Source organism: Pseudomonas marincola (assembly GCF_900116605.1).
GTDB classification, from domain to species: domain Bacteria; phylum Pseudomonadota; class Gammaproteobacteria; order Pseudomonadales; family Pseudomonadaceae; genus Aquipseudomonas; species Aquipseudomonas marincola.
In genome coordinates, this window is sequence record NZ_FPBC01000002.1 from 364,163 (window position 1) to 377,313 (window position 13,151).

Consider the following 13,151-nt stretch of genomic DNA (forward strand, 5'->3'; position numbering starts at 1 on the left):
AAAAATGCCAAAACGTACAGATATTAAAAGCATCCTGATCCTCGGCGCCGGCCCGATCGTTATCGGCCAGGCGTGCGAGTTCGATTACTCCGGTGCTCAGGCGTGTAAAGCGCTTAAAGAAGAAGGTTTCCGGGTCATCCTGGTTAACTCCAACCCCGCTACCATCATGACCGACCCGAGCATGGCTGACGCCACGTACATTGAGCCGATCAAGTGGGCGACCGTTGCCAAGATCATCGAGAAAGAGCGTCCAGACGCGCTGCTGCCAACCATGGGCGGCCAGACTGCACTGAACTGCGCACTCGATCTTGAGAAGCACGGTGTGCTTGAGAAGTTCGGCGTTGAGATGATCGGTGCCAACGCCGATACCATCGACAAGGCTGAAGACCGCTCCCGCTTCGACAAGGCGATGAAAGACATCGGCTTGGCGTGCCCGGTTTCCGGCATCGCGCACAGCATGGAAGAGTCTTACGCGGTTCTCGAAAAAGTCGGTTTCCCGTGCATCATTCGTCCGTCCTTCACCATGGGCGGCACCGGTGGCGGTATCGCCTACAACCGTGAAGAGTTCGAAGAGATCTGCTCGCGCGGCCTCGACCTGTCGCCAACTCGCGAACTGCTGATCGATGAATCGCTGATCGGCTGGAAAGAATACGAGATGGAGGTTGTCCGCGATAAGAAGGACAACTGCATCATCGTCTGCACCATCGAAAACTTCGACCCGATGGGCGTGCACACCGGTGACTCGATCACCGTTGCGCCGGCACAGACCCTGACCGACAAAGAGTTCCAGATTCTGCGTAACGCATCGCTGGCTGTTCTGCGCGAAATCGGCGTGGAAACCGGCGGCTCCAACGTGCAGTTCGGTATTTGCCCGAACACCGGCCGTATGGTCGTGATCGAGATGAACCCGCGCGTATCGCGCTCCTCGGCACTGGCCTCGAAAGCCACCGGCTTCCCGATTGCCAAGATCGCGGCCAAGCTGGCTGTGGGTTACACCCTGGATGAGCTGTCCAACGACATCACCGGCGGCCGTACGCCAGCGTCGTTTGAGCCGGCCATCGACTACGTTGTGACCAAGATCCCGCGTTTTGCTTTCGAGAAATTCCCGAAAGCCGACGCCCGCCTGACCACCCAGATGAAGTCTGTTGGTGAAGTCATGGCCATCGGTCGCACCTTCCAGGAATCCCTGCAGAAAGCCCTGCGCGGTCTGGAAGTGGGCGTTTCGGGCTTCGATCCGAAACTCGACCTGAAAGATCCGGAGCTTGAAGGCACCCTCAAGCGCGAGCTGACAGTTCCAGGCGCAGACCGCATTTGGTACATCGCCGATGCATTCCGCGCGGGCAAGACTGTTGAAGAAGTATTCGCACTGACCAACGTTGATGAGTGGTTCCTGGTGCAGATCGAAGATCTGATCAAGGACGAAGAGCTGATCAAGACTCAGGGCCTGACCAACATCGATCGCGATGTAATGTTCAAGCTCAAGCGCAAAGGTTTCTCAGATTCGCGTCTGGCCAAGCTTTTGGGTGTGACCGAGAAGAACCTGCGCAGCCACCGTCACAAGTTGAAGGTGTTGCCGGTCTACAAGCGTGTTGATACTTGCGCGGCCGAGTTCGCCACCGACACCGCTTACATGTACTCGACCTACGAGGAAGAGTGCGAAGCGAATCCGTCGACTCGCGACAAGATCATGATTCTCGGCGGTGGCCCGAACCGTATTGGTCAGGGCATCGAGTTCGACTACTGCTGCGTACACGCGGCCCTGGCGATGCGTGAAGACGGTTACGAGACCATCATGGTCAACTGCAACCCGGAAACCGTATCGACCGACTACGACACCTCTGACCGCCTGTACTTCGAGCCGGTAACACTGGAAGACGTGCTGGAAATCGTCCGCGTCGAGCAGCCGAAAGGCGTCATCGTCCAGTACGGCGGTCAGACGCCGTTGAAGCTGTGCCGTGCGCTGGAAGAAGCTGGCGTGCCGATTATCGGTACTAGCCCGGATGCAATCGACCGCGCTGAAGACCGTGAGCGTTTCCAGCAGATGGTTGAGCGCCTGAACCTGCGTCAGCCGCCTAACGCCACTGCGCGCAGCGAAGACGAAGCGTTTGCAGCGTCCAAGGCCATCGGTTATCCGCTGGTGGTGCGCCCGTCCTACGTACTGGGCGGCCGTGCGATGGAAATCGTTTACCAGGAAGACGAACTGCGCCGCTACATGCGCGAAGCGGTTCAGGTCTCGAACGACAGCCCTGTGTTGCTCGATCACTTCCTTAACTGTGCAATCGAAGTCGATATCGACGCGGTCTGCGACGGTGAGCAAGTGGTGATCGGCGCAATCATGCAGCACATCGAACAAGCCGGTGTTCACTCCGGTGACTCGGCGTGCTCGCTGCCGCCGTATTCGCTGCCTGCGCACATCCAGGACGAAATCCGTGATCAGGTCAAGAAAATGGCCCTTGAACTCGGCGTTATCGGCTTGATGAACGTGCAGATGGCTGTGCAGGGTGAGGACATCTTCGTCATCGAAGTGAACCCGCGTGCATCGCGTACCGTGCCGTTCGTGTCCAAGTGCATCGGCGAGTCGCTGGCCAAAGTGGCGGCCCGGGTAATGGCCGGCAAGACCCTGGCAGAGATTGGTTTCACTACAGAAATCATCCCGCCGTTCTACAGCGTCAAGGAAGCGGTGTTCCCGTTCGCCAAATTCCCGGGCGTTGACCCGATTCTCGGTCCAGAGATGAAGTCCACCGGTGAAGTGATGGGCGTGGGCGACAGCTTCGGCGAAGCCTTCGGCAAAGCTCAGCTGGGCGCCAGCGAAATCCTGCCGAACTCCGGTTGCGCTTTCATCAGCGTGCGTGATGACGACAAGCCGCAAGCGGCTGACGTGGCGCGTGACCTGATCGAGCTGGGCTTCGAAGTTGTGGCAACGGCTGGCACGGCTAAAGTGATCGAGGCGGCTGGCCTGAAAGTTCGTCGCGTCAACAAGGTGACCGAGGGTCGTCCGCACGTTGTCGATATGATCAAGAATGACGAAGTCACGCTGATCATCAATACCACCGAAGGGCGTCAGTCGATTGCTGACTCCTATTCGATCCGTCGTAACGCTCTGCAACACCGGATCTGCTGCACAACCACCCTCGCGGCGGGTGCAGCTATCTGTGAGGCGCTGAAGTTTGGTCCAGAGAAGACCGTGCGCCGCTTGCAAGATCTCCATGCAGGAATCAAGGCATGACCAAATACCCAATGACCGTCCAGGGCGCTCGCGCCCTGGAAGAAGAACATCTACACCTGACCAAGGTGGTGCGTCCGAAGCTGAGCCAGGACATCGGCACCGCCCGCGAGCTGGGTGACCTCAAGGAAAACGCTGAATACCATGCAGCGCGTGAGCAGCAGGGTATGGTCGAGGCGCGCATCCGTGACATCGAAGGGCGTTTGCAGAACGCTCAGATCATCGATGTTACGGCGATCCCGCACACCGGCAAGGTTATCTTTGGCACTACGGTGGAAATCGCCAACTGCGAAACGGATGAGTCAGTGACTTACCAGATCGTGGGTGATGACGAAGCCGATATCAAACAGCGAAAAATCTCGGTCAATTCGCCTATCGCCCGCGCCCTAATCGGCAAGGAAGAAGGTGATGTGGTCGCCGTTAAAACGCCAAGCGGCCTGGTTGAGTACGAGATTGTCGAAGTTCGTCACATCTAAGCCCAAGTCGCTGACGGCGGGCTCAATCAGCTGGCTGCTGGCCCAGACGTTCTGGGTTGGCGGCCTCTGGTTGCTGCAGTTTGTGTTGCTGCCGGCCATGAGTCATTCCGGCCTGGCATCCATGCTGGTCAGCGATATGTCGGCTGTGCTGGCGCCATTGCTGGTCGGCCTGGCTGCTTGCTGTGTCTTCTTGCAGCTGCTGGTGCTGGTAAGCGCAGAAGGGTTGCGGAGTATGTGGCAGGACATGCGCGGGCAGTTGCTGCTCGCGGTGTTGGGCTTAGCAGCGAGTTATTTGCTGGCTGATCAATTATGGTCAGATCCGCGTCGCTGGCAGTTATTCAGCTATCTGGTGATGGCGCTGTGCGGTTTGCTGCTGGTTTTGCAGCCCGTGCCGGTGTCGGCCAAACGTAAGCCGATTTGAGATTATTTGTGGGCGGCAATGCGCGCCCACAAATATCAACACTCAACCGTTATGACGGCTGATGTTGGAAAGGTTTTTATTAGCTTTAGGGTTTTTGCGGTAGATCAGCGCCATTTTGCCGATGATTTGTACTAGTTCGGCGTTGCCGGCTTTGCACAATTCTTCGATCGCGGCGATGCGGTCTTCGCGTTCGGTGATGCGCAGCTGAACTTTGATAAGCTCGTGATCGCTCAAAGCGCGTTCAAGTTCGGCCAGAACGCCCTCGGTCAATCCATTGTCTGCCACAATCAATACCGGTTTCAGGTGGTGGCCAATAGATTTGTATTGTTTCTTCTGCTCTTGAGTGAGCGGCATAATCTGACCCCTACGTCTGATCTGGTAAAAAATATGGCGCCCAGTTTACCCGAGCGCTCCGTAACTCGCCCAGATATTCACTGTTCACATTTTTTAATATTGATAGAGGTGCCACGTGGCCCGTTCCAAAACAAGCCTGCGTTGGCTTAAAGAACACTTCGACGATCCATACGTAAAGATGGCGCAGAAGGACGGTTACCGTTCACGTGCCAGCTACAAGCTGCTCGAAGTGCAGGAAAAAGACCGGATTTTACGTCCCGGCATGACCGTGGTTGACCTCGGCGCTGCGCCGGGCGGGTGGTCGCAGGTGACCAGCCGGGTGATTGGCGATAAAGGTACGCTGATCGCTTCGGACATTCTGGAGATGGACAGCATCCCGGATGTGACCTTCATTCAGGGCGACTTCACTGAAGATGAAGTGTTCGCGCAGATCCTCGAGGCCATCGGTAATAATCCGGTAGACCTTGTGATTTCCGATATGGCCCCCAATATGAGTGGTGTAAGGACAGCGGATCAGGCGCGCGCGATGTATCTGTGCGAGCTGGCGCTGGATCTGGCCAGTCGGGTGCTTAAGCCTGGCGGTGATTTCCTGATCAAGATTTTCCAGGGCGAAGGCTTCGATGTTTATCACAAGCAAGCCCGGGAAATGTTCGAGAAGGTGCAGATGCGCAAGCCATTGTCGTCTCGTGATCGTTCGCGAGAGCAGTATTTGCTGGCGCGGGGCTTCCGTGGAAGCCGCGAGCAGTAGTGCAACCTTGGTCTAAATTGCGGGTCAATATTCATTGTGTGCTTGAATAAAGTTTGCTGATAGTAAATAAAGGGTTACAGACCGCGTCTGCCAGTATTGGGCGTTGTGTAGTAAGTTAGATCGGTTAGAAAACTGGTCGTCATGCGAAGCATGCGTCGACAGGGGCTGCTTCAGAGGGTAGGTAATTGAACGACATGGCAAAGAATCTGATCCTGTGGCTGATCATCGCTGCTGTTCTTGTGACAGTGATGAACAATTTCTCCAGTCCGAGCGAGTCAAACAAGCTCAACTACTCGGAGTTCATTCAGCAGGTTCAAGAGGGTGAAGTTAAGCGGGTCACGGTTGATGGCTACATCATCAGCGGTGTGCGTACTGACGGCTCGTCTTTTGAGACTGTGCGTCCTGCGATTGCTGACAACGGTCTGATCAAAGACCTGATCGACAACAAGGTCGATATTGTTGGTAAGCAGCCGGAGCAACAAAGCATCTGGACCCAACTGTTGGTCGCCAGCTTCCCGATCCTGGTGATTATTGCCGTGTTCATGTTCTTCATGCGGCAGATGCAGGGCGGTGCCGGCGGTAAGGGCGGGCCGATGAGCTTTGGTAAAAGCAAGGCTCGGCTGTTGTCCGAAGACCAGGTTAAAACCACTTTTGCTGACGTCGCCGGTTGTGACGAGGCTAAAGAGGAAGTGAGCGAGCTGGTGGAGTTCCTGCGTGATCCGGGCAAGTTCCAGCGCCTGGGTGGCCGTATTCCTCGCGGTGTGCTGATGGTCGGCTCGCCGGGTACCGGTAAAACCTTGCTGGCCAAGGCGGTAGCGGGCGAAGCCAAAGTACCTTTCTTCACTATTTCCGGTTCGGACTTCGTCGAAATGTTCGTCGGTGTCGGTGCTTCGCGTGTTCGTGACATGTTCGAGCAGGCCAAAAAGCATGCGCCTTGCATCATCTTCATCGACGAGATCGACGCAGTCGGTCGTCATCGTGGTGCGGGCATGGGCGGTGGTCACGATGAGCGTGAACAGACCCTGAACCAGTTGCTGGTAGAGATGGATGGTTTTGAAGCGAATGACGGCATCATCGTTATTGCGGCGACTAACCGTCCAGACGTGCTCGACCCTGCATTGCTGCGTCCGGGTCGCTTCGACCGTCAGGTAGTGGTTGGCTTGCCGGATATTCGCGGTCGTGAGCAGATTCTGAAAGTGCACATGCGCAAAGTGCCAATGGGCGACAACGTTGATGCAGCGGTTATTGCTCGCGGTACGCCTGGCTTCTCCGGTGCTGATTTGGCCAACCTGGTCAACGAAGCGTCGCTGTTTGCCGCACGTTCGGGCAAGCGCACAGTTGAAATGAAAGAGTTTGAGCTGGCCAAAGACAAGATCATGATGGGCGCTGAGCGCAAAACCATGGTTATGTCCGAGAAAGAGAAGCTCAACACGGCTTATCACGAAGCGGGCCATGCGATTGTCGGTAATCTGGTTCCTGAACATGACCCGGTTTACAAAGTGTCGATCATCCCGCGTGGTCGTGCGCTGGGTGTGACCATGTTCCTGCCGGAAGAAGATCGCTACTCGCTGAGCAAGCGTGCGCTGATCAGCCAGATTTGCTCATTGTTCGGTGGCCGTATTGCCGAAGAGATGACGCTCGGCTTCGATGGTGTAACCACTGGCGCTTCTAACGACATCATGCGTGCGACTCAATTGGCGCGAAACATGGTGACCAAGTGGGGCTTGTCTGAAAAGCTTGGCCCGCTGATGTATGCGGAAGAAGACGGCGAAGTGTTCCTCGGTCGCAGCATGGGCAGCCAGAGCAGCAACGTCTCGGGCGATACCGCCAAGATGATCGACCTGGAAATCCGTAGCATCATTGATGAATGTTACGACACCGCCAAGCGTCTGTTGGTCGAGAATCGTGACAAGCTCGAAGCAATGGCTGAAGCGTTGATGAAGTACGAAACAATCGACGCTGATCAGATCAAGGACATCATGAGCGGTAATGCCGTGCGCGAACCTCGCGATTGGACAGGTGGCGGTGGCGGCAATGCTGCGCCGATAACCCCTGAAGACAAACCGGATGCGCCTGAAAAGCCTATTGGTGGCCCGGCTGCTGAAGTTTAAGGTCTGAAATGATCGAGCAACATCCCTTCAACCGGCTGCCCTGTGGCAGCCGGTTTCTTGATTTAAGCCGTCCGCAAGTGATGGGCATTCTCAACGTAACCCCGGACTCCTTCTCTGATGGCGGTCGTTTCACGGCGCGCGATGCAGCGTTGCGTCATGCCGGGCAAATGGTCGCGGCAGGTGCAGGTCTGATCGACATTGGCGGCGAATCAACGCGGCCGGGTGCGCTTGTCGTACCTGTGCAGGAAGAACTTGATCGGGTTATCCCGGTGGTCGAGGCTATCGCTGCCGAGCTCGATGTGATCATTTCGCTGGACACCTCAACCCCTGAAGTCATGCTGGAAGGCGCTGCCAAGGGGGCAGGATTGATCAATGATGTGCGTTCGCTAACCCGTGAAGGCGCACTGCAGGCGGCGGCAAAGTCGGGGTTAGCGGTTTGCCTTATGCACATGCGTGGCGAGCCCACGACCATGCAGCAAAATCCGCAGTACCCGGACATTCTGGCTGAGGTGCATGACTTTTTGCTTGAGCGCATGGCGCGCTGTGAAGAAGCCGGGATCGGTGCTGACAAGTTGATTCTTGATCCGGGCTTTGGTTTCGCCAAAACCCTTGAACACAATTTGAGTTTGTTCAAGCGCATGCCTGCGCTGCTCGAGTTGGGCAGGCCTCTGCTGGTAGGTGTTTCGCGTAAAAGTATGATTGGTAAGGTGCTTGGCCACGAAGTGGATGAGCGGCTTTACGGCAGTTTGGGTCTGGCTGCGTTAGCGCTGACCAAGGGTGCGCACATCCTGCGGGTGCATGATGTGGCTGAAACAGTTGATGTGGTTCGAATGATTACTGCGGTAGAAGCCGCTGATCAGGCATAAGGATACGATGCGATGAGCAGAAAATATTTTGGTACTGATGGTATTCGTGGTCATGTTGGCCAGTTTCCGATTACCCCTGATTTTATGCTCAAGCTCGGCTGGGCAGCGGGCATGGCGTTCCGCAAACAAGGCAAATGCCAGGTTCTGATTGGTAAGGACACGCGCATCTCGGGCTATATGTTCGAGTCTGCGCTGGAGGCTGGCTTGTCGGCTGCGGGGGCAGATGTGCTTTTGTTGGGGCCGATGCCGACCCCGGCCATTGCTTATCTGACGCGTACCTTTCATGCCGAGGCAGGCATTGTTATCAGCGCCTCGCATAACCCGCATGGCGATAACGGCATCAAGTTTTTCTCGGGGCAGGGCAGCAAACTGCCGGATGAAATTGAGCAATTGATTGAAGAATTGCTGGACGCACCGATGACGGTTGTCGATTCGGCTGAGCTGGGCAAGGTTTCGCGCATCAATGATGCGGCGGGTCGCTATATCGAGTTCTGCAAAAGCAGTGTGCCATCGAGCACCGACTTTGATGGCCTGAAAATTGTGCTCGATTGCGCGCATGGTGCGGCCTACAAGGTCGCGCCGAGTGTGTTCCGCGAGCTCGGTGCTGAAGTTTCGGTGTTGGCGGCTGAGCCTAACGGTCTGAACATCAACGACGGTTGTGGCTCGACGCACATGGAATCGCTGCAGGCCGCTGTAGTTGAACGCAAAGCCGATTTGGGTATTGCCTTTGATGGTGACGCCGATCGGGTGCTGATGGTCGATCATACGGGCGCTGTGGTTGATGGTGATGAGTTGCTGTACATCATTGCGCGTGATTTGCAGGCGCGCGGCAAGCTTGAAGGTGGCGTTGTCGGTACGTTGATGAGCAATCTCGGTTTGGAATTGGCGTTGGCCGAATTGAATATTCCATTCAAGCGGGCCAAGGTCGGTGACCGTTATGTACTGGCTGATCTGGCCAGTAACCAATGGCAGCTCGGCGGTGAGAACTCGGGTCACCTAGTGTGTTTGCAGCATACGACTACCGGCGATGCAATTATTGCGGCGCTGCAAGTGTTGATGGCCTTGAGCCGTCGCGGTGAGACGCTGGCGCAGGCGCGCAGCACCATGCGCAAGTGTCCTCAGGTGCTGGTCAATGTGCGATTTGCCGGCGGCAGCGATCCGCTGGAGCACGCAGATGTCATCGCCGCGAGTGAGCGTGTGACCAAGCTGATGGCGGGCCGTGGCCGGGTTTTGTTGCGCAAATCAGGCACTGAACCACTGGTTCGGGTAATGGTTGAAGGTGAGGAAGAATCTGCTGTTCGCGCCTATGCCAATGAATTAGCTAAAATTGTTACGCAAGTATGTGCGTAATTCGGCTTGCCAGCGGTCCTGCTCTTGGGTAATATCTGCGCCCACTCTGACCGACGAGGTAAAGCATGCGTCGCCCAATGGTAGCTGGTAACTGGAAAATGCACGGTACCCGCGCCAGTGTCGCAGAGCTGATCAAGGGTCTTCGCCAGCTAGCGCTGGCGCCTGGAGTGGATGTAGCAGTATTTCCACCTTGCTTGTATATCAGCCAAGTCATTGAAGGACTTGCTGGCAAGTCGATGGCGGTCGGTGCGCAGAATTGCGCAATCGAGCCATTCCAAGGTGCGCTGACTGGCGAGATTGCTGCCAGTCAGTTGCAGGATGCAGGTTGCTCGCTGGTTCTGGTTGGGCACTCCGAGCGTCGTATGCTGTTAGGTGAGAATGATGGAGCGGTTGCGCGTAAGTTTGCGGCGGCTCAGTCATGTGGCTTGACTCCCGTGTTGTGTGTGGGGGAAACCCAGGCGCAGCGTGAGGCAGGTAAAACCCTCGAGGTGGTTGGTCGTCAGTTGGACGGCGTGATCGAGTCTCTGGGTGTAGGAGTTTTTGCGCGGGCAATTATCGCCTATGAACCTGTTTGGGCAATTGGGACTGGATTGACCGCCTCGCCGGCAGAAGCACAAACGGTGCATGCGGCAATACGTGCGCAGCTGGTGGCTGAAAATGCCGATGTAGCGCGCGGTGTAAGAATTTTGTACGGCGGCAGTGTCAAGGCCGCCAGTGCTGCTGAGTTGTTCAGCATGCAGGATATCGATGGGGGGCTTGTTGGTGGAGCCTCTCTGAATGCAGATGAGTTCGGTGCGATCTGTCGCGCCGCAGGAAACTGAATAATGCTGGAAACAGTCGTAGTAGTTCTTCATCTGCTGGGTGCAATCGGTGTTGTAGTGCTGGTTCTATTGCAGCAGGGTAAGGGTGCCGATGCTGGCGCGTCTTTTGGTTCGGGTGCATCTGCTACCGTATTCGGTAGTCAAGGTTCCTCTACCTTTTTGAGTCGCGTTACTGCTATACTCGCCACCGCTTTTTTCGTCACTAGCTTGGGCTTAGGCTACTTTGCTAATGAGAAAGCTCAGGTTATCAGCCAGGCTGGCTTGCCAGACCCAGCGGTACTTGAGCAGCAACAAAAACCGGTTGTCGAAGACGTACCGGTGCTCGAAGAGCAAAAGCCAGCAGTTGATGCTGCAGGCGATGTACCTCAAGCTCCAGAGCAGCAGTAAAGCGTAAAAAATGCCGAGGTGGTGGAATTGGTAGACACGCTACCTTGAGGTGGTAGTGGCCATAGGCTGTAGGGGTTCGAGTCCCCTCCTCGGTACCAATTTTCAGGAAAGCCCGCTACATGCGGGCTTTCTTGTTGCTGGAGTGTAGATTGACCTGCAAGGTGGTTCGGTCGTATACTTCGGCCCCAGCTTTGACGCGGGATGGAGCAGTCTGGTAGCTCGTCGGGCTCATAACCCGAAGGTCGTTGGTTCAAATCCAGCTCCCGCAACCAGTAGTAGCTGAGCCCCTTTTCAAGGGGCTTTTTGCTAGCTGAGAGACAGATTTATCCAGCAGCTGAAGCTGGTTCATGGAGTGGGCGTTTCGCCCATTTTTTATTTGCAAAGCATGCGCGAGGGGTTCAGGTGTCGAGCAAGCTAGAACAGTTGCAGGACTTGTTGGCCCCGGTAGTCGAGGCCCTTGGTTATCAATGCTGGGGTATCGAGTTCCTGTCACAAGGGCGTCATTCGCTGCTTCGAGTCTATATTGATCAAGAAAATGGCGTGCTCGTAGAAGATTGCGAGAAAGTCAGCAGACAGATCAGTGGCGTACTTGATGTAGAGGATCCAATTTCGGCGGAATACACCCTCGAGGTGTCATCACCCGGCATGGATCGTCCACTTTTTACCTTGGAGCAGTTCGCAGCGTTTGCTGGCGAACAGGTAAAAATCAAGCTGCGCATTCCCTTCGAAGGGCGTCGTAACTTTCAAGGTCTCCTCCGCGGTATTGAGGAGCAGGACGTGGTAGTACAGGTGGATGACCACGAATTCCTGTTGCCGATCGATTCGATCGACAAGGCCAATATTATCCCCCGGTTTGATTGAGACGCGGATCCCGCGGATCCAATGGATTGCGAAAGGCGAGGCGTACGATGAGCAAAGAAGTACTGATGGTTGTCGAGTCGGTATCCAACGAAAAAGGCGTACCGGCTGGTGTTATTTTCGAGGCGCTGGAACTGGCATTAGCCACAGCGACCAAAAAGCGTTTTGAGGACGAGGTTGATTTGCGCGTGGCGATTGATCGCCATACCGGAAATTATGAAACCTTCCGTCGCTGGACGATTGTTGAAGATGCTGAGCTGGACGATCCTGCTCATCAGCTAACGCCTGACATGGAGCAAGCGCTCAAGGCCAATGCACAGGTCGGCGAAGTTCTCGAAGAGAAAATCGAGTCGATCGAGTTTGGTCGCATTGCAGCTCAGACTGCGAAGCAAGTTATTGTCCAAAAAGTTCGCGAAGCCGAGCGCGCACAGGTAGTTGAAGCCTACCGTGAGCGTCTGGGTGAAATCATTGCCGGTACTGTTAAGAAAGTCACCCGTGACAGCGTAATCGTTGATCTGGGTAACAATGCTGAAGCAGTGCTGGCACGTGAAGATATTATTTCTCGTGAGACTTTCCGGGTTGGCGCACGTGTACGTGCATTGCTCAAGGAAATTCGCACCGAGAATCGTGGTCCGCAGCTGGTGTTGTCGCGTACAGCGCCAGAGATGCTGATTGAACTGTTCCGCATCGAAGTGCCGGAGATCGCTGAAGAGCTGATCGAAGTCATGGGCGCCTCCCGGGATCCGGGTTCGCGTGCCAAGATCGCGGTACGTTCAAAGGATAAGCGTATTGATCCGCAGGGTGCCTGTATCGGCATGCGCGGTTCGCGCGTGCAGGCAGTATCCGGTGAGTTGGTTGGCGAGCGTGTTGATATCGTGCTGTGGGATGACAATCCTGCCCAGTTCGTAATCAATGCCATGTCACCCGCTGAAGTCGCTGCGATTATCGTTGACGAAGATGCCCATGCCATGGACATCGCCGTTGGCGAAGACAACCTCGCTCAAGCAATTGGGCGTGGCGGTCAAAACGTCCGTCTGGCAAGTCAGCTGACTGGCTGGACGTTGAACGTAATGACCGAGGCAGATATCCAGGCCAAGCAGCAAGCCGAAACCGGCGACATTCTGCAGAACTTCATCGACGAGTTGGAAGTTGACGAAGAACTGGCGCAGGTGTTGGTCGAAGAAGGCTTCACTACCCTGGAAGAAATTGCCTATGTACCGATGGAAGAGATGCTCAGCATTGATGGATTCGATGAAGACATCGTCAATGAGCTGCGTTCGCGGGCAAAAGATCGCCTGCTGACTCGCGCCATCGCTACAGAAGAAAAGCTGGCAGACGCCCATCCGGCCGAAGACCTGCTCTCTCTTGAGGGTATGGAAAAAGGTCTGGCACAGGAACTGGCAGTGCGCGGTGTGATTACCCGCGAAGACCTGGCCGAGCAGTCGATTGACGACCTGCTCGACATCGACGGCATCGACGAAGAGCGTGCCGGCAAGCTGATCATGGCCGCCCGAGCCCACTGGTTCGAGTAAGTTT

At 55.7% G+C, this 13,151-nt stretch carries 12 protein-coding genes and 2 tRNA genes; 13 read left to right on the forward strand and 1 reads right to left on the reverse strand.

Features of this window, described 5'->3' with window-relative positions:
* The first annotated feature begins 4 nt into the window (after window positions 1–4).
* Genes carB through BM395_RS06110 form a run of 3 tightly spaced genes read left to right on the forward strand, consistent with a single transcriptional unit; the run spans window position 5 to window position 4,120 of the window.
* Window positions 5–3,226 (forward strand): carbamoyl-phosphate synthase large subunit, encoded by a 3,222-nt coding sequence (gene carB, locus BM395_RS06100; RefSeq protein ID WP_069897987.1) that lies wholly within the window; start codon window positions 5–7, stop codon window positions 3,224–3,226.
* Entirely contained in the window at window positions 3,223–3,699 is a 477-nt protein-coding gene (gene greA / locus BM395_RS06105; RefSeq protein ID WP_069897986.1) for a transcription elongation factor GreA, read from the forward strand. Before carB ends, greA begins: the two co-directional genes overlap by 4 nt.
* Before the next feature lie 10 nt (window positions 3,700–3,709).
* The gene (locus BM395_RS06110) at window positions 3,710–4,120 is read left to right on the forward strand and encodes a DUF4149 domain-containing protein (RefSeq protein ID WP_090509819.1); all 411 of its coding nucleotides are present in this window, start codon (window positions 3,710–3,712) and stop codon (window positions 4,118–4,120) included.
* 42 nt (window positions 4,121–4,162) lie between these two features.
* Here BM395_RS06110 and yhbY read toward each other — a convergent pair whose 3' ends face one another.
* A complete protein-coding gene (gene yhbY, locus BM395_RS06115; RefSeq protein ID WP_090509752.1) occupies window positions 4,163–4,474 on the reverse strand; it encodes a ribosome assembly RNA-binding protein YhbY in 312 nt (103 codons plus the stop codon).
* 115 nt (window positions 4,475–4,589) lie between these two features.
* Here yhbY and rlmE point away from each other — a divergent pair, with 115 nt between their 5' ends.
* From rlmE to nusA, 10 genes are all read left to right on the forward strand, one after another.
* Window positions 4,590–5,222 (forward strand): 23S rRNA (uridine(2552)-2'-O)-methyltransferase RlmE, encoded by a 633-nt coding sequence (gene rlmE, locus BM395_RS06120; RefSeq protein ID WP_069897983.1) that lies wholly within the window; start codon window positions 4,590–4,592, stop codon window positions 5,220–5,222.
* A 194-nt stretch (window positions 5,223–5,416) separates the two neighbouring features.
* Window positions 5,417–7,333: an ATP-dependent zinc metalloprotease FtsH gene (gene ftsH, locus BM395_RS06125; RefSeq protein WP_069897982.1), complete on the forward strand. Its 1,917-nt coding sequence runs from the start codon at window positions 5,417–5,419 to the stop codon at window positions 7,331–7,333.
* A gap of 8 nt (window positions 7,334–7,341) precedes the next feature.
* On the forward strand, window positions 7,342–8,199 hold the full coding sequence (gene folP / locus BM395_RS06130; RefSeq protein WP_170860557.1) for a dihydropteroate synthase: 858 nt from the start codon (window positions 7,342–7,344) through the stop codon (window positions 8,197–8,199).
* Window positions 8,200–8,211: 12 nt separating this feature from the next.
* A complete protein-coding gene (glmM, locus tag BM395_RS06135) occupies window positions 8,212–9,549 on the forward strand; it encodes a phosphoglucosamine mutase (protein ID WP_069897980.1) in 1,338 nt (445 codons plus the stop codon).
* A 65-nt stretch (window positions 9,550–9,614) separates the two neighbouring features.
* Window positions 9,615–10,370 (forward strand): triose-phosphate isomerase, encoded by a 756-nt coding sequence (tpiA, locus tag BM395_RS06140; protein WP_090509755.1) that lies wholly within the window; start codon window positions 9,615–9,617, stop codon window positions 10,368–10,370.
* A 3-nt stretch (window positions 10,371–10,373) separates the two neighbouring features.
* Window positions 10,374–10,757, forward strand: a complete 384-nt coding sequence (gene secG / locus BM395_RS06145; protein ID WP_069897978.1) for a preprotein translocase subunit SecG — start codon at window positions 10,374–10,376, stop codon at window positions 10,755–10,757.
* Between the two features lie 12 nt (window positions 10,758–10,769).
* Window positions 10,770–10,855: transfer RNA gene (locus tag BM395_RS06150), tRNA-Leu, on the forward strand.
* A gap of 97 nt (window positions 10,856–10,952) precedes the next feature.
* A tRNA-Met gene (locus BM395_RS06155) sits at window positions 10,953–11,029 on the forward strand.
* A 130-nt stretch (window positions 11,030–11,159) separates the two neighbouring features.
* Window positions 11,160–11,618, forward strand: coding sequence for a ribosome maturation factor RimP (gene rimP / locus BM395_RS06160; protein WP_069897977.1), 459 nt, complete (start codon window positions 11,160–11,162; stop codon window positions 11,616–11,618).
* 47 nt (window positions 11,619–11,665) lie between these two features.
* Window positions 11,666–13,147 carry a transcription termination factor NusA gene (gene nusA / locus BM395_RS06165; protein ID WP_069897976.1) on the forward strand — a complete coding sequence of 494 codons (1,482 nt, stop codon included), beginning with the start codon at window positions 11,666–11,668 and terminating at the stop codon, window positions 13,145–13,147.
* Window positions 13,148–13,151: the final 4 nt, after the last annotated feature.